The sequence below is a fragment of the Serratia sp. CY55921 genome (genome assembly GCF_052167655.1).
GTDB classification, from domain to species: Bacteria; Pseudomonadota; Gammaproteobacteria; order Enterobacterales; family Enterobacteriaceae; genus Serratia; species Serratia ureilytica.
In genome coordinates, this window is sequence record NZ_JBJNMU010000007.1 from 18,944 (window position 1) to 34,831 (window position 15,888).

Here is a 15,888-nt window from a genome sequence, read left to right on the forward strand (position 1 = left end):
GCGCGCGCCATTTTTTCCTGACATAGAGAGCGTCAACAAGAGCCACAATAATCCCCTGACGCCGGCGCATTCAACACGGAGTGACAACTACCATGTCTGCCAAACATCCCGTTATCGCGGTGACCGGTTCCAGCGGCGCCGGCACCACCACCACCAGCGTGGCGTTCCGCAAAATCTTCCAACAGCTCAACATTCGCGCCGCCGAGCTGGAGGGCGACAGCTTCCACCGCTACACCCGGCCGGAAATGGACGCGGCGATCCGCAAGGCGCGCGATCTGGGTAGACACATCAGCTATTTCGGCCCCGAGGCCAACGACTTCGGCCTGCTGCAGCAGAGCTTTATCGAGTACGGCAAAAACGGCACCGGCCGTTCGCGCAAGTACCTGCACACCTACGACGAAGCGGTGCCCTACAATCAGGTGCCGGGCACCTTCACCCCGTGGGAGCCGCTGCCGGCGCCGACCGACGTGCTGTTCTACGAGGGGCTGCACGGCGGCGTGGTCACCGAGCACCATGACGTGGCCAACCACGTCGATCTGCTGGTCGGCGTGGTGCCGATCGTCAACCTGGAGTGGATACAGAAGCTGATCCGCGATACCGGCGAACGCGGCCACTCCCGCGAGGCGGTGATGGATTCGGTGGTGCGTTCGATGGAAGACTACATCAACTACATCACGCCGCAGTTCTCGCGCACCCACATCAACTTCCAGCGCGTACCGACGGTGGATACTTCCAACCCGTTCGCCGCCAAAGCCATTCCCTCACTGGATGAAAGCTTCGTGGTGATCCACTTCCGCGGGCTGGATCAGATTGACTTCCCCTATTTGCTGGCGATGCTGCAGGGCTCGTTTATCTCGCACATCAATACGTTAGTGGTGCCGGGCGGCAAGATGGGGCTGGCGATGGAGCTGATCATGGCGCCGCTGGTACAGCGGCTGCTGGAAGGCAAGAAGATCGAATAAACGCGTTGAGCGCGGCGGCGGGCCGCGCTCCGTCTCGATTACGCCGGCTGGCGGATCTCGAAGCTGTGGGTCACCGTGGCGGCCTTGTTGAGCATCAGCGCCACCGAGCAGTACTTCTCCGCCGACAGGTTCACCGCTCGCTCTACGATTTTGTCGGTCAGATCCTGGCCGGTGACGATGAAGTGCAGGTTGATATGGGTGAACAACCGCGGGGCTTCTGCACGGCGCTCGGAGGTCAGCTTCACCTCGCAGTCGCGCACGTCGTTGCGCCCTTTTTGCAGGATGGACACCACGTCGATCGCGCTGCAGCCACCCACCGACATCAGCACCATCTCCATCGGGCTGGGCGCTTTATCGCCGGCGTTGCCGTCCATCAGCACCTGGTGGCCGGAGGCCGATTCACCCAAAAACGTTAACCCTTCCACCCACTTAACTCTTGCCTGCATTCTGGTCACTCCGGTTGATTTCTTAAAATCAGAGTACGCTTTCGCATAGAAACAGGCAACGTAACCTGATGCTAATCATGCTGAAGCGAGACAACACGAGACACCCGCCTTACTCTGTGCTACAAACAGAGCCGCAATAAATCTTTCCGGGACACTGAATTTCAGGGAAACGCCCAGAGAAAGGCTCCTTTACCGGTATGTTAACAGAATGTAGCTTGCAGCGCTTACGGCAAGTTAATATGCTAGAGCGACAGCGTATTTTTATGACACGCCTCAAAACTTGCCGGTAGCCCTCGCTCATAACTGCGGCTACAGGCGGGTTTTACAGGGAACTCTGACCCCTGTGACACAAGGCAGCGATAACAACAGAGGATAACAGCGAATGGTTCTCGGCAAACCGCAAACAGACCCTACTCTCGAATGGTTCCTGTCTCATTGCCATATCCACAAATATCCATCGAAGAGTACGCTGATTCACCAAGGTGAAAAGGCCGAAACGCTTTACTACATCGTGAAAGGCTCCGTCGCGGTGCTGATCAAGGATGAAGAAGGTAAAGAGATGATCCTGTCCTACCTCAACCAGGGGGATTTCATCGGCGAGCTCGGATTGTTCGAAGAAGGTCAGGAGCGCAGCGCCTGGGTTCGCGCCAAAACCGCCTGTGAAGTGGCCGAAATTTCCTACAAGAAATTCCGCCAGTTGATCCAGGTTAACCCGGACATCCTGATGCGTCTGTCCGCCCAAATGGCGAGCCGCCTGCAGGTCACTTCCGAAAAAGTGGGCAACCTCGCCTTCCTGGACGTCACCGGCCGCATCGCGCAAACCCTGCTGAATCTGGCGAAGCAACCCGACGCCATGACTCACCCGGACGGCATGCAGATCAAGATCACCCGCCAGGAAATCGGCCAGATCGTCGGCTGCTCGCGTGAAACCGTTGGCCGTATTCTGAAAATGCTGGAAGACCAAAACCTGATTTCCGCCCACGGCAAGACCATTGTCGTCTACGGCACCCGTTAATCCCTGAAGAAACGGCGCAATCTGCGCCGTTTTTTTGTCTGCTCTCTGCCATGTGGCGCCGCCTGATTTACCACCCGGAAGTCAACTACGCACTGCGACAAACGCTGGTGTTGTGCCTGCCGGTGCTGTTTGGCCTGCTGATTGGCCAGCTGCAGCTCGGCCTGATGTTCTCTCTGGTGCCCGCCTGCTGCAATATCGCCGGTCTGGACACGCCGCATAGGCGCTTCTTTAAACGGCTGATCGTCGGCGGTGCGCTGTTTGCCCTCAGCAGCCTGCTGCTGCAACAAGCCCTGCTGTGGCACGTGCCGCTGCCGGCGCTGATGCTGGGCCTGGCGCTGCTGCTCGGCGTCACCGGCGAAATCAGCCCGCTGCACGCCCGGCTGTTGCCGGCGGCGCTGGTGGCCGCCATCTTCTCCCTCAGCATGGCCGGCACCGTGCCTCTCTGGCAGGCGCCGCTGCTGTACGCGATCGGCACCGCCTGGTACGGCTTATTCACCTGGTTCTGGTTCCGGCTGTGGAAAGAGCAGCCGATGCGCGAGACGCTGAGCCAGCTCTATCTGGAACTGGCGGACTACTTCGAAGCCAAATACTCGCTGCTGACTCAGCACACCGATCCGCAGACCGCTCTGCCGCCGCTGCTGGTGCGCCAGCAAAAGGTGATGGATCTGATCAGCCTGCTGTACCAACAGCTTAATTTCCTGCCGCACGCCAACAACCTCGATCAAAAGCGTCTGCAACGCGCCTTTCAGGTGGCGATGGATCTGCAGGAGCACATCACCGTCAGCCTGCACTTGCCGGAGGAAGTACAAAAACTGATGGAGCAGAGCCAGGCCGAAGCGATCATTCGCCGCAACGCTCAGGTGATCGCCGGGCGGCTGCGCGTGGTGGCGCACGATATTCTCTACCATCAACATTCGAAGCGCTTTTCCATGACGCACGAACTGGCGGCGCTGGAAAAAATGGCGGCGCAGCATCCCGACAACCCGGTCGGCCAGTTTTGTTACTACCATTTCAGCCGCATTGCCCGCCTGCTGCGCACCCAGCATCCGCTGTACCGCCGCGATTTGATGCCCAGCCAGCATCGCCTGCCGTTTTGGCCGGCGTTGGCCAGCTACCTGTCGTTCAAATCCACGGCGCTGCGCAACGCCGCGCGGCTGGGGGTGACGCTGGCGGTCGGCAGCAGCCTGGGGGCGGTATTCAATCTGCCGAAGCCGTACTGGATACTGCTCACCATCATGCTGGTGAGCCAAAACGGCTATAACGCCACCCGGGTGCGTATTCAGCACCGTGCGCTCGGCACGATCGCCGGTTTGTTGCTGGCGGCCGGGCTGTTGCAGCTGCAATTACCGGAAGCAGAAACACTGAGCATCATGCTGATGATCACGCTGTTGGCCTACCTGGTTTCGCGCAAGAACTACGGGCTGTCGGTGATTGGCTTTACGGTCACGGCGGTTTACACCCTGCAGCTGCTGGCGCTGAACGGCTCGCATTTTTTGGTGCCGCGTCTGATCGATACGCTGATCGGCTGCGTGCTGGCGTTCGGCGGCACCATTTGGCTGTGGCCGCAGTGGCAAAGCGGGCTGCTGCGCAAGAATGCCCATCAGGCGCTGGAAAACGATCAAGCCGCGCTGCGGCTGATGCTGAAGCAACCGGAGCCGGACGCCACCGCGTTGGCCTATGCCCGCATGCAGGTCAACCAGGCGCACAATGCGCTGTTCACTTCGCTCAATCAGGCGATGCAGGAACCGGGGTTCGCCTCGAACTATCTGGCGGACATGCGGCTGTGGGTCACTCACAGCCAGTTCATCGTCGAACACCTGAACGCCATGACCATCCTGGCGCGCGAGCACTACATGCTGACGCCGAAGCTGGCGGAAGCGTATCTGCAAACCTGTGAAATCGCGCTGCAAAGCTGCCAGCAGCGGTTGGAATACGACGGCCCGAGCAGTGACAACAGCGGCATCATGCAGCCGCCGGATCTGCATCCGGAGATGCCCGTCACCGAGATGGAACGTCATTTGCGGCGTATTCTGTCGCACCTGAGCGTCATGCACACCATTTCGTCGCTGGCCTGGCGCCAGCGCCCGCACCACGGCATCTGGCTCAAGCGTAAACTGCGCGATCAATAAGGGCGCGGCATGCCGCGCCCCGTTATTCGCCGCAGGTGCTTCAGGCGTTGATCACATCCTGCACCGCCAGCTCGAACAGCGCCATGCCGGCCTCGATGTCCTGCAGCTCCACCACCAGCGACGGCGCAAAGCGGATCACGTTCGGCCCGGCGTTGAGGATCATCAGCCCACGCGCGGCGGCGGCGGTGAGGAAATCGCGCGCTCTGCCGTGATAATGCGGCGTCAGCTCGGCGCCGATCAGCAACCCCATGCCGCGAATGGCGGTGAAAATACCGTATTTATCGCCGATATTCTGCAAAGACTGTACATACAGCGCATGGCGCTGCTCGATGCCGCTCAGCACCTCCGGCGTATTGATCACATCCAGCGCCGCCTCCGCCACCGCGCAGGCCAGCGGGTTGCCGCCATAGGTGGTGCCGTGAGTGCCCACCTGCATCACCGACGCAATCTCTTCGGTAGTCAGCATGGCGCTCACCGGGAAACCGCCGCCCAGCGCCTTGGCGGTGGTGAGAATGTCCGGCGTCACGCCATAATGCATATAGGCGAACAGCTTGCCGCTGCGCCCCATACCGCTTTGCACTTCATCGAACACCAGCAGCGCCTGATGTTGGTCGCACAGTTTGCGCACGCCTTTAAGGAAGTCGGCGTCGACCGGCGTAATGCCGCCCTCGCCCTGAATCGGCTCCATCACCACCGCGCAGGTGTGGTCGTCCATCACCGCTTTCACCGCCGCCAGATCGTTGAACGGCACGTGCACGATGTCGGCCGGCTTCGGCCCGAACCCGTCGGAATATTTGGCCTGCCCGCCCACCGACACGGTGAACAGCGTGCGGCCGTGAAACGCGTTATAGAAGGCGATGATTTTGGTTTTATAGGGGCTGTGGCGGGTGATAGCGTAATGACGCGCCAGTTTGAACGCCGCCTCGTTGGCCTCTGCGCCGGAGTTGGCGAAGAACACCCGATCGGCGAAGGTGGCGTCGATCAATTTGCTCGCCAGGCGCAGCGCCGGTTCATTGGTGAAGACGTTGCTGGTATGCCACAAGGTTTCGCCCTGGCGTTTGAGCGCCTCGACCAGCGCCGGATGGCAGTGCCCCAGCGCCGTCACCGCTATGCCGCCGGAAAAATCGATGTACTCTTTTCCCTGCTGATCCCAGACCCGGCTGCCTTGGCCGCGCACCGGCACAAACTGGGCGGGTGCATAAACAGGCAGGATCACCTGGTCAAAGGTGCTGCGGCTCACTGCGGATTTGTCAGTCATTTTCGGCTCCACCCTGAAGGTTTTTCAGCGCTATCGCGATGTTATAATGAAAATATAATCACGAAATATGCATAAAAAAACACTAAAGCGCAAATGCAAAACGCCTGACGGGCGAAAAAAATGCGAAGGGATTAACGCCTGAGAAAATTGTCCAACAGCTGATGGCCCTGCTCGCTGAGCACGCTTTCCGGGTGGAACTGCACCCCTTCCAGCGCCAGCGTGCGGTGGCGGATACCCATGATCTCGTCGCGCACGCCGTCGCGTTCGCTCCAGGCGGTCACTTCAAAGCAATCCGGCAGCGTATCGGCTTTCAGCACCAACGAATGGTAACGCGTCACGGTCAGCGGATCGCTCAGGCCGCGAAACACGCCGACGCCCAGATGGCGAATCGCCGAGGTTTTGCCGTGCATCACCGCGCGGGCGCGCACCACCTCGGCGCCGAACGCCTGCCCCAGCGCCTGGTGCCCCAGGCACACGCCGAGGATCGGCAGCTTGCCGGCGAAATGACGAATGGCAGCCAGCGAGATGCCCGCTTCGTTCGGGGTACAAGGGCCGGGGGAAATCACCAGATGCTGCGGCGCCAGCCGCTCGATATCGGCCAGCTGCAGCTCATCATTGCGCTTCACCACCACCTCGGCACCCAACTCGCAGAAGTACTGGTAAAGGTTATAGGTAAAGGAGTCGTAGTTATCGATCAGCAGCAGCATGTTAGGTCCGGCAGAGAAAAACGCCGCCATAGTTTACTGATTTAACCCGCCGCTGCCGACGATAATTTCCGCTTACTTTTTACGGCCGCCGGTGATCGAGCCCAGTACGCCGCGCAGGATCTGCCGGCCGAGATCGCGCGCCATGCTCTTGGCGGCGGTCTGGACGATGCCGTCGCGTTTGCCGCCGCGCGGGCCGGTGGAACCGAACAGCAGCTCGTTCAATCCGTCCATCAGGCCGCCGCCCGTCTGTTGCTGCGCTTGCGCCTGCGGTTGCTGCCCCTGCTGCGCAGTGCCGACGGTGGCGAAGCCGCCCGACGACAGCTTCTCGTAGGCGGACTCGCGGTCAATCATGTCTTCATAGCGGCCATACAGCGGCGACTTGTTGATCGCGCTGTTCAGCCCTTCCGCGCCGAGCATGCCCATCTTGGATTCCGGCGCGATGACCATCGCCCGCTCCACCACGTTCGGCCGGCCCTTTTCGTCGAGGAATGACACCAGCGCTTCGCCCACGCCCAGCTCGGTGATCGCCGTTTCAGCATCGAAGGCCGGATTGGCACGCAGGGTTTGCGCCGCCGTTTTCACCGCCTTCTGATCGCGCGGCGTAAAGGCGCGCAGCGCATGCTGTACGCGGTTGCCCAACTGGCCTAGCACGCTGTCCGGGATATCCAGCGGGTTCTGGGTGACGAAGTAAATGCCGACGCCTTTGGAGCGGATCAGGCGCACCACCTGTTCGATCTTGGTCAACAGCGCCGCCGGCGCGTCGTTGAACAGCAGGTGCGCTTCATCGAAGAAGAACACCAGCTTCGGCTGTTCAGGGTCGCCCACTTCCGGCAGATGTTCAAACAGCTCGGCCAGCAGCCACAGCAGGAACACTGAATACAGCTTCGGCTGATTGATCAGCTTGTCCGCCGCCAGCAGGTTGATCACGCCATGACCGTTGGCGTCGGTTTTCATCAGATCGTTGATGTCCAGCATCGGCTCGCCGAAGAACTGGTTGGCGCCCTGCTCTTCCAGCGTCAGCAACCCGCGCTGGATGGCGCCGATCGACGCGGCAGAGATGTTGCCGTACTGAGTCTGGAATTGTTTGGCGTTATCGCCGACGAACTGCACCATGGCGCGCAGGTCTTTCATGTCCAACAGCAGCAGCGCGTTGTCATCGGCGATTTTGAACACCAGTTGCAGCACGCCGCTTTGCACCTCGTTCAGATCCAACAGGCGCCCCAGCAGCAGCGGCCCGAGATCGGAAATCGTGGCGCGGATCGGATGCCCCTTTTCGCCGTAAATATCCCACGGGATAATGGTGCAGGCCTGCGGCTGCCAGTCGGTGACGCCAATCGCTGCCAGGCGCGCCTGCAGCTTCTCGGAAGGCACGCCCTCGGCGCCGATGCCGGACAGATCGCCCTTCACGTCCGACAGGAACACCGGCACGCCGATGCGCGAGAACTGTTCGGCCATTTTTTGCAGCGTCACCGTCTTGCCGGTGCCGGTTGCCCCGGTAATCAACCCGTGGCGGTTGGCCAACGCCGGCAAAATCACCAGATCCTGTTCCGGTTTTCCGTCTTTCATCGCCTTGGCGATAATCCGTGGTTCACTCATTTTCTGTTCCTTTGACGCTGACGCGGCGCGAAACGCGCCTGTTGATGCAATAAAGCTATAAGCGCCGCGTAACCCCGTCAAGGACAAACAAAAAGGGCGCCGTCGGGACGCCCATGATGCCTGTCTTTTCAGAATCCCCCTAAGACCTGCGTTACCCCCGCAGCCCCAGTTGCTCCTTCAGCGCTTTCAAATAGCGCCGGCTGACCGGCACCGGATCGCCGGCGGACATGATCATCTCCGCCGCGCCGCCTTCTTCGAAGCGGATCTCGCGCACCTGCTCCAGGTTGACCAGATACTGCCGATGGCAGCGCACCAGCGGCGTACGGCTTTCCAGCGTGCGCAGCGTCAACTCGGTGAAACACTCCATGCCGTCGCTGCGCACCACGAATACCCCGCTCAGTTTGGAACGTATCGCCAGCACCTCGTCAAACCGCAGCAGATAGATGCGGCTGTGGCCGGTGCAGGGAATGTATTTCAGGTAGCCGGCGCTCTCATCCAGCACCGTCACGTCCTGCGGCGCACTGCGCTGCCGCAGGCGTTGCAGCGTCTTGTTCAGCCGCTTCGGCTCCGCCGGCTTCAGCAGATAGTCGAAGGCGTGCTCCTCGAACGCCTGCACCGCATATTCGTCGTAGGCGGTCAGAAACACGATGTGCGGCATCCGATTGGGATCCAGCATGCCGACCATTTCCAGCCCGCTGATACGCGGCATTTGAATATCGAGAAACACCACGTCCGGCTGCAGCCGGTGGATCTGGCTGATGGCTTCGATGGCGTTGGCGCATTCGCCGATGATCGTGATCCCCGCTTCGGCCTCCAGCAGATGGCGCAGGTTGTCGCGCGCGGAAGGCTCATCGTCAACAATCAGTGCGTTTAACATCAGGCGGCCCTCTCCATGGGAACATTGAGCGTAATGCGGGTATAGGCGTCCGGCCGGCAATCCACCTGCACGCCATAGCCTTCGCCGTAGCGCACGCGAATGCGTTTATCCACCAGATTCATACCCAGCCCGCTGCAGTTCGGTTTCGGCTGGAACAGCCCGGCGTTGTCCGTCACCTGCAGCAGCAGATGCTCGCCTTCGCAGCAGGCGCCGATTTCGATGCGGCCTACGCCCAACAGATGCGAGGTGCCGTGCTTGATGGCGTTCTCGACGATCGGCTGCAGCGAAAACGCCGGCAGCCGCGCCGCCAGCAGCGCCTCGGGCAGCGATACCGCAATCTCCAGCCGATCGGCGAAACGCGCTTTCTCGATCTGCAGGTAGGCGTTCACATGTTCTATCTCGTCCGCCAGGCTGACTTCATCATCCGAGCGCTTGAGGTTTTTGCGAAAGAAGGTCGAAAGGGATTGCACCAACTCGCAGGCGCGCTCGCCATCACGGCGGATCACCGCCACCAGCGTATTCAACGCATTGAAGAGGAAATGCGGGTTGACCTGCGCATGCAACAGCTTGATCTCCGACTGCGCCAACAGCTGCTTGTGGCGCTCGTACTGTCCGGCCATGATCTGCGCCGACAGCAGGCTGGCGATGCCTTCGCCCAGCGTGCGGTTGATAGTGCTGAACAGCTGGCTTTTCGGTTCGTACAGCTTGATGGTGCCGATGACCCGCTGGTTTTCGCCGCGCAGCGGGATCACCAGCGTCGATCCCAGCTTGCAGGCCGGATTGATCGAGCAGCAGTAAGAGAGCTGGTTGCCGTCGGCGTACACCACCTCGTTGTTGTCGATGGCGCGATGCGAATGCACCGAGGCGATCGGCGTCCCCGGCAGGTGGTGATCGTCGCCGATGCCGATAAACGCCAACAGCTTGTCGCGATCGGTGATCGCCACCGCGCCGATACCCAGTTCCTGATAAATCACCCGGGCGACCTTCATGCTGTTTTCCTGATCGAAGCCCTGCCGCAGGATACCCTCGGTGCGCTCGGCGATTTTCAGCGCCTTGGAAGAGAAAGCGCTGGTGTATTTCTCGAACATCGCGCGCCGATCCAGCAGGATTTGCATAAACATCGCCGCGCCGACGGTATTGGCGATCATCATCGGCAGCGCGATGTGTTCCACCAGCTGCAACGCCTCGTTGTAAGGACGCGCCACCGCCAGAATGATCGCCATCTGCAACACTTCCGCCACCAGCGCCACGCCGCCGACGAACAGCGGATTGAACAGCAGCTCGATGCGCCCGCGGCGCATGGCGATGCTGTGTACGATACCGCCGACCAGGCCTTCCGACACCGTGGAGATCGCGCAGGCCACGTCGGTCATGCCGCCGAGCGTATACCGGTGCAGCCCGCCGGTCAGCCCGACCAGAAAGCCTACCGACGGCCCGCCCAGCAAGCCGCCCAGGACCGCGCCTATCGCGCGGGTATTGGCGATCGAATCCTGAATGTGCAACCCGAAATAGGTGCCCATGATGCAGAACACCGAGAAAATCACGTAACACAGCAGCTTGTGCGGCAGGCGAATAGTCACCTGCATCAGCGGGATGAACAGCGGGGTTTTGCTCAGCAGATAGGCGATAACGAGATAGACGCACATCTGCTGCAGCAGCAACAGCACCTGGTTAAATTCATACATGGCAGCAACTCATCCAGAGACAACAAAGGGCGAACGCCGGATTTCCGGTCTGATTATTGTCTGCCGATTAGAGCATGGGGCGCAGGAGAAAACAGTGATGAAGGCAAGGCTTCGGGAGGAAGGAGCGGCCGACCCCGGCGGGATCGGCCAAAAAACTTACGGCAGTACCTTGGCCGACAGAATCACCACCGGTTTGGTCGGCACATTCTGGTAAGGGCCGACGTTGCCGGTCGGCACCTGGGCAATTTTGTCCACCACGTCCATGCCTTTCACCACTTTGCCGAATACCGCGTAGCCGAAGTCACGCTGGCCGTGATCCAGGAAGGCGTTATCCGCCACGTTCAGGAAGAACTGGCTGGTGGCGCTGTCCTTGTCGGCGGTGCGCGCCATCGAGATGGTGCCGCGCAGGTTGCGCAAACCGTTGTCGGCTTCGTTCTTGATCGGCGCCTTGGTGGATTTTTGCTGCATGTCAGCGGTGAAACCGCCGCCCTGGATCATAAAGCCCGGGATCACGCGGTGGAAGATGGTGTTGTTGTAGTACCCGCTGTTCACGTAGTCGACGAAGTTCTGGCTGGAAACCGGTGCCTTCTGGCTGTCGAGCGCCAACTCGATATTCCCCGCCGAGGTCGTCAGCATGACGTGGGTCTCACCGGCGGCGAGTGCGGCTGGCGCCACTGCGGTCAGGGAACACAGCGCGACGAAGGTCACTAAAGTACGTTTGAACATTAACGGGTCCTTTCTCTGAGAGACAAACAACGGAAAAGCGCTTTGATTCTAAAGAGCTGTATCGGCAAGTGCCAGCCATTTACCTATATTTACCCAATTACGGGACATATCCTAGGCGGCCCTGAATTTTGCTGCGGAAAGTATGGGCGCAGAAGGCTTTTTTGCCAACCGCATCACGCATTTTTTGCCCCGCGCCGCCCCGGGGCGTTTTTTGCGATCTGCCTCCCAGTTTGCACACGCATTGTCGTTACTCTATTCAAATGAGAGCGCTCTCATTATAAAAAGAACGGATACTGAAGCATCCCACGGCGGCGTCGCCGCGCAACCCCTGGAGAAATGACGTGAGTGAATTGATGACTGAAGTCAGCCCCGAGTTTGAAAGCACCATCATGGAACTGCTGGTGTTCTCCGGCAGCGCGCGCAGCAATGCGTTGATGGCGCTGCGGCAAGCACGCGCCGGCGACTTCGCCGCCGCGGCCAAGCACATGGTCGAATCCAAAGAGTGGGTGAAGAAGGCGCACCTGATCCAGACCGAGCTGATCGGCCTGGACGAAGGCTGCGGCAAGCTGGCGATCAACCTGATCACCGTGCATGCGCAGGACCATTTGATGAACGCCATGGTGATCCAGGATCTGGCCGACGACATGATCGAGCTCTATCGCCGTCAGTCGCAGACGGAGGGCCGCCCATGAGCACGCTCAAAATCGCCGTGATCGGCGGCGGCAGCAGCTACACCCCCGAACTGGTGGACGGGCTGATCCAGCGCATCGAGGAGCTGCCGGTCACCGAACTGGCACTGGTGGACGTCGAACCGGGCCGGCAAAAAGTGGAAACCATCGCCGCCCTGACCCGCCGCATGCTGGCGCGCCACGGGCTGGAACAGGTGAAGGTCAGCGTGCACTTCGCGCTGGACGAAGCGATTCGCGGCGCCGCTTTCGTGCTGACCCAGTTCCGCGTCGGGCAACTGCCGGCGCGCGCCGCCGACGAACGGCTGGGCCTCAAATACCAGCTGCTCGGCCAGGAGACCACCGGCGTCGGCGGCTTCGCCAAGGCGCTGCGCACCATTCCGGTAATGCTGGATATCGCCCGTCGGGTGGAAAAGCTGGCACCGGACGCCTGGATCATCAACTTCACCAACCCGGCTGGCATCGTCACCGAGGCGGTGTCCCGCTTTACCAAAGCGAAGATCATCGGCCTGTGCAACGTACCGATCAGCATGCATCACATGATCGCCAACATGCTGCAGGCGCCTTACGCCGACGTGCAGCTGCGGTTCGCCGGTTTGAACCACATGGTCTGGGTACATCAGGTCACGCAGCAGGGGCGCGACGTCACCGGCAACGTGATCGACATGCTGTGCGACGGCGCGGCGCTGACCATGAACAACATCAAGGAAGAGCCCTGGCAGCCGGACTTCCTGCGCGCGCTCGGCGCCATCCCCTGCCCGTATCACCGCTATTTTTACCAGACCCGCGAGATGCTGGCGGAAGAGATGGCCGCCGCCGGCGAGCGCGGCACCCGCGCCGAGCAGGTGATGCAGGTAGAAAAAGAGCTGTTCGAGCTGTATGCCGATCCGCAGTTGAACAGTAAGCCGGAGCAGCTCAGCTTCCGCGGCGGTTCTTTCTATTCCGAAGTTGCGCTGGAGCTGATCCGTGCTATCCATAATAATCTCGGCACGCAATTAGTGGTCAACACCGCAAACCGCGGCGCAATCCATGGCCTGCCGGACGATGCTGTGATAGAAATCAACTGTATCGTCGATGCTCAGGGCGCGCATCCGCTGACCTTCGGCCCGCTGTCGGAACCGATGCAGGCGCTGACGCAGCAGGTGAAAGCCTACGAACGCCTGACCATCGAGGCCGCGGTGCACGGCGATCGCCGCAGCGGCTTGCTGGCGCTGATCGCCAACCCGCTGGTGGGCAACGCCAATCTGGCGCAGCCGTTGCTGGACGAGGTGTTGACGATAAACGCGCCGTATTTGCCGCAGTTCAGGTAAGCGCCTGCGCGCGGTATGACAGGGGTTCGGCGCGCCGAACCCATTTTTTTAGCCGTAATCAGGAGTTGGACGATGGTGACACTGGAAGATGTCGCGGCGCTGGCGGGCGTATCGCGCGCCACCGTATCGCGGGTAGTGAACGGCGACAGCAACGTCAAAGCGCCGACCCGCGAGAAGGTTGAGCGCGCCGTCGCCCAGCTCGGTTACACCCCCAACCCGGCGGCCCGCGCGCTCGCCTCCAGCCACAGCAATACCCTCGGGTTGGTCACCACGTCGTATCGCGGCGGCTTCTTCGGCGCGCTGATGGACTTCGTGCAAACCGAGGCCGAATCCCACGGCAAGCAGCTGCTGGTGACCCAGGGCCGCAACAGCGCCGAAAACGAATGGCAGGCGGTGCAGCGGCTGTTCAGCCTGCGCTGCGACGGCGTGATCCTGCACGTGCGTTTTCTCAGCGACGATCGGCTGCGCCAGCTGGCGGCGGAGCAACGTGATTTCGTGTTGCTCGATCGTCTGGTGCCGGGGCTGGAAGACCGCTGCGTCACCTTCGATCATCCGCTCGCCAGCCGCATGGCGACCCAGCAACTGCTCGACGCCGGCCACCGGCGCATCGCCTGCATCAGCGGGCCGCGCGAGCGGCCGTCGAGCCGCCTGCGGCTGCAAGGGTTTGAAGAGGCGATGCAGGCGGCGAATATCGAGCCGGTGGCCTGTCTGGAGGGCGTTTACGATCTGGAAAGCGGTTACCGCTGCGCCGATCGCCTGTTGCGGCAGGCCGCGCCGCCCAGCGCCATCTACTGCTGCAACGAAGAGATGGCGATCGGCGCCCTGCTGGCGATCAACGAGCACCGCCTGCGGGTGCCGCAGGATATCTCCTTGATCTGCTACGACAGCGGCGAACGCGCGCCCTTCGTCCGCCCGGCGTTGAGCAGCGTACACTTTCCCATCAGCGAGATGGCGCAATACGCGGCGCGCAGGTTGATCGATCCCGCCACCCCGACGCACCGTTTTGAGCCGACGATCATCAACCGTGATTCCATTGTGACGGTACGCAAATAGATCACAATAATGCGTATCATCCCTTCATGGGTTGCATCAAAAAATCGACAGCCATCACAAAAAATCCCGTTGTCTGTGCTAGGATCCGCCCCCTGGTGGCCTGAACGGGACTTTTTTCTGCGTTTGCCAGGAAAAGCCAGCGGCCTTATGCCAGTTTTAAAACCTCTAACAGACATATTCAGGCCTATATAATGAATGACAGTAACCGCATACGGCTTACCTGGATCAGCTTCTTTTCGTACGCGCTGACCGGTGCTTTAGTGATCGTCACAGGGATGGTGATGGGAAACATTGCAGAGTACTTTAATCTGCCGGTTTCCAGCATGAGTAACACCTTTACTTTCCTCAACGCCGGCATTTTGATTTCGATCTTCCTCAATGCCTGGCTGATGGAAATCATCCCGCTGAAGCGTCAGCTGATCTTCGGCTTTGTCCTGATGGTGCTGGCGGTGGCAGGGCTGATGCTCGGCAAGAGCCTGACCATGTTCTCGCTGTGCATGTTTATCCTCGGCGTGGTTAGCGGTATCACCATGTCGATCGGCACCTTCCTGATCACCCACATGTATGCCGGCCGCCAGCGCGGTTCACGCCTGTTGTTCACCGACTCCTTCTTCAGCATGGCCGGGATGATCTTCCCGATCGTCGCCGCGATGCTGTTGGCCCGCCACATCGGCTGGTACTGGGTTTATGCCTGCATCGGCCTGCTGTACGTGGGGATCTTCGTGCTGACCCTGTGCTCCGAATTCCCGGTGCTGGGCAAGAAAGGCGCCGACGCCGGTCAGCCGGTCGAAAAAGAAAAATGGGGCATCGGCGTGCTGTTCCTGTCGATCGCCGCACTGTGCTACATCCTCGGCCAGCTGGGCTTCATTCAGTGGGTGCCTGAGTACGCCACCAAGTCGTTCAACATGGACATCGGCCAGGCCGGTAAGCTGGTGAGCGACTTCTGGACCTCTTACATGGTCGGCATGTGGGTGTTCAGCTTCATCCTGCGCTTCTTCGATCTGCAGCGCATCGTTACCGTGCTGGCCGCATTGGCTACCGGCGCGATGTACCTCTTCGTCAGCACCGACAACCCGGAGCACCTGGGCTACTACATCATGGCCCTGGGCTTCGTTTCCAGCGCCATCTACACCACGCTGATCACCCTCGGCTCGCTGCAGACCAAGGTCTCCTCACCGAAGCTGGTCAACTTTATCCTGACCTGCGGCACCATCGGCACCATGCTGACCTTCGTGGTCACCGGCCCGATCGTGGCGAAAGGCGGCGCGCACGCAGCGCTAACCACCGCCAACGGCCTGTACCTGGCAGTGTTCGTGATGTGTCTGCTGCTGGGCTTCGTAACCAAGCACCGCAGCCACGGTCACGTGACGCACTGATTTCTTCGCATCAAATACATCAAGGGCGCCCGCAAGGCGCCCTTTTTTATGTACATTTTTCA

Annotated in this window: 14 protein-coding genes; 7 read left to right on the top strand and 7 right to left on the bottom strand. The window is 60.5% G+C overall.

What is annotated here, in order from left to right:
• Window positions 1–92 precede the first annotated feature (92 nt).
• Complete coding sequence (locus ACJ8M3_RS21985; RefSeq protein ID WP_042785488.1) at window positions 93–962, top strand: phosphoribulokinase; 870 nt, start codon at window positions 93–95, stop codon at window positions 960–962.
• A 38-nt stretch (window positions 963–1,000) separates the two neighbouring features.
• Here ACJ8M3_RS21985 and ACJ8M3_RS21990 read toward each other — a convergent pair whose 3' ends face one another.
• Window positions 1,001–1,408: an OsmC family protein gene (locus tag ACJ8M3_RS21990; protein WP_025304517.1), complete on the bottom strand. Its 408-nt coding sequence runs from the start codon at window positions 1,406–1,408 to the stop codon at window positions 1,001–1,003.
• Window positions 1,409–1,790: 382 nt separating this feature from the next.
• Between ACJ8M3_RS21990 and crp the strand changes: the two genes are divergently transcribed.
• Window positions 1,791–2,423, top strand: coding sequence for a cAMP-activated global transcriptional regulator CRP (gene crp, locus ACJ8M3_RS21995; protein ID WP_004090925.1), 633 nt, complete (start codon window positions 1,791–1,793; stop codon window positions 2,421–2,423).
• Between the two features lie 50 nt (window positions 2,424–2,473).
• On the top strand, window positions 2,474–4,552 hold the full coding sequence (locus ACJ8M3_RS22000) for a YccS/YhfK family putative transporter (protein ID WP_047026485.1): 2,079 nt from the start codon (window positions 2,474–2,476) through the stop codon (window positions 4,550–4,552).
• A gap of 40 nt (window positions 4,553–4,592) precedes the next feature.
• Here the strand turns inward: ACJ8M3_RS22000 and argD are convergent, their stop codons facing one another.
• The 6 genes from argD to ppiA all read right to left on the bottom strand — a co-directional run bounded on the left by argD (window position 4,593) and on the right by ppiA (window position 11,401).
• On the bottom strand, window positions 4,593–5,810 hold the full coding sequence (gene argD, locus ACJ8M3_RS22005) for a bifunctional acetylornithine/succinyldiaminopimelate transaminase (protein ID WP_033645260.1): 1,218 nt from the start codon (window positions 5,808–5,810) through the stop codon (window positions 4,593–4,595).
• Between the two features lie 131 nt (window positions 5,811–5,941).
• A complete protein-coding gene (locus tag ACJ8M3_RS22010) occupies window positions 5,942–6,517 on the bottom strand; it encodes an aminodeoxychorismate synthase component II (protein ID WP_033645386.1) in 576 nt (191 codons plus the stop codon).
• Window positions 6,518–6,589: 72 nt separating this feature from the next.
• Window positions 6,590–8,113: a helicase HerA-like domain-containing protein gene (locus ACJ8M3_RS22015; RefSeq protein WP_033645261.1), complete on the bottom strand. Its 1,524-nt coding sequence runs from the start codon at window positions 8,111–8,113 to the stop codon at window positions 6,590–6,592.
• A 151-nt stretch (window positions 8,114–8,264) separates the two neighbouring features.
• Entirely contained in the window at window positions 8,265–8,990 is a 726-nt protein-coding gene (gene btsR, locus ACJ8M3_RS22020) for a two-component system response regulator BtsR (RefSeq protein ID WP_201884251.1), read from the bottom strand.
• A complete protein-coding gene (locus ACJ8M3_RS22025) occupies window positions 8,990–10,675 on the bottom strand; it encodes a sensor histidine kinase (protein WP_044029984.1) in 1,686 nt (561 codons plus the stop codon). Before ACJ8M3_RS22025 ends, btsR begins: the two co-directional genes overlap by 1 nt.
• 156 nt (window positions 10,676–10,831) lie before the next feature.
• Window positions 10,832–11,401, bottom strand: coding sequence for a peptidylprolyl isomerase A (ppiA, locus tag ACJ8M3_RS22030; RefSeq protein WP_038878108.1), 570 nt, complete (start codon window positions 11,399–11,401; stop codon window positions 10,832–10,834).
• Between the two features lie 353 nt (window positions 11,402–11,754).
• On the opposite strand from ppiA, the gene ACJ8M3_RS22035 reads away from it, so the two are divergent.
• The 4 genes from ACJ8M3_RS22035 to tsgA all read left to right on the top strand — a co-directional run bounded on the left by ACJ8M3_RS22035 (window position 11,755) and on the right by tsgA (window position 15,826).
• The gene (locus tag ACJ8M3_RS22035) at window positions 11,755–12,093 is read left to right on the top strand and encodes a PTS lactose/cellobiose transporter subunit IIA (protein WP_060660177.1); all 339 of its coding nucleotides are present in this window, start codon (window positions 11,755–11,757) and stop codon (window positions 12,091–12,093) included.
• The gene (locus ACJ8M3_RS22040) at window positions 12,090–13,397 is read left to right on the top strand and encodes a 6-phospho-beta-glucosidase (protein ID WP_089197521.1); all 1,308 of its coding nucleotides are present in this window, start codon (window positions 12,090–12,092) and stop codon (window positions 13,395–13,397) included. Before ACJ8M3_RS22035 ends, ACJ8M3_RS22040 begins: the two co-directional genes overlap by 4 nt.
• 72 nt (window positions 13,398–13,469) lie before the next feature.
• Window positions 13,470–14,450 (top strand): LacI family DNA-binding transcriptional regulator, encoded by a 981-nt coding sequence (locus ACJ8M3_RS22045; RefSeq protein ID WP_342171290.1) that lies wholly within the window; start codon window positions 13,470–13,472, stop codon window positions 14,448–14,450.
• Between the two features lie 191 nt (window positions 14,451–14,641).
• Complete coding sequence (gene tsgA, locus ACJ8M3_RS22050; protein WP_033636290.1) at window positions 14,642–15,826, top strand: MFS transporter TsgA; 1,185 nt, start codon at window positions 14,642–14,644, stop codon at window positions 15,824–15,826.
• The last annotated feature ends 62 nt before the right edge of the window (window positions 15,827–15,888 follow it).

Excerpts from the sequence above, each read along its gene's own strand:
- btsR (WP_201884251.1), bottom strand. The coding sequence starts at position 8,990 with ATGTTAAACGCACTGATTGTTGACGATGAGCCTTCCGCGCGCGACAAC.
- crp (WP_004090925.1), top strand. The coding sequence starts at position 1,791 with ATGGTTCTCGGCAAACCGCAAACAGACCCTACTCTCGAATGGTTCCTG.
- ACJ8M3_RS22000 (WP_047026485.1), top strand. The coding sequence starts at position 2,474 with ATGTGGCGCCGCCTGATTTACCACCCGGAAGTCAACTACGCACTGCGA.
- ACJ8M3_RS22015 (WP_033645261.1), bottom strand. The coding sequence starts at position 8,113 with ATGAGTGAACCACGGATTATCGCCAAGGCGATGAAAGACGGAAAACCG.
- ACJ8M3_RS22045 (WP_342171290.1), top strand. The coding sequence starts at position 13,470 with ATGGTGACACTGGAAGATGTCGCGGCGCTGGCGGGCGTATCGCGCGCC.
- ACJ8M3_RS22025 (WP_044029984.1), bottom strand. The coding sequence starts at position 10,675 with ATGTATGAATTTAACCAGGTGCTGTTGCTGCTGCAGCAGATGTGCGTC.
- argD (WP_033645260.1), bottom strand. The coding sequence starts at position 5,810 with ATGACTGACAAATCCGCAGTGAGCCGCAGCACCTTTGACCAGGTGATC.
- tsgA (WP_033636290.1), top strand. The coding sequence starts at position 14,642 with ATGAATGACAGTAACCGCATACGGCTTACCTGGATCAGCTTCTTTTCG.
- ACJ8M3_RS22040 (WP_089197521.1), top strand. The coding sequence starts at position 12,090 with ATGAGCACGCTCAAAATCGCCGTGATCGGCGGCGGCAGCAGCTACACC.
- ACJ8M3_RS22035 (WP_060660177.1), top strand. The coding sequence starts at position 11,755 with ATGACTGAAGTCAGCCCCGAGTTTGAAAGCACCATCATGGAACTGCTG.
- ACJ8M3_RS22010 (WP_033645386.1), bottom strand. The coding sequence starts at position 6,517 with ATGCTGCTGCTGATCGATAACTACGACTCCTTTACCTATAACCTTTAC.
- ACJ8M3_RS21990 (WP_025304517.1), bottom strand. The coding sequence starts at position 1,408 with ATGCAGGCAAGAGTTAAGTGGGTGGAAGGGTTAACGTTTTTGGGTGAA.
- ACJ8M3_RS21985 (WP_042785488.1), top strand. The coding sequence starts at position 93 with ATGTCTGCCAAACATCCCGTTATCGCGGTGACCGGTTCCAGCGGCGCC.
- ppiA (WP_038878108.1), bottom strand. The coding sequence starts at position 11,401 with ATGTTCAAACGTACTTTAGTGACCTTCGTCGCGCTGTGTTCCCTGACC.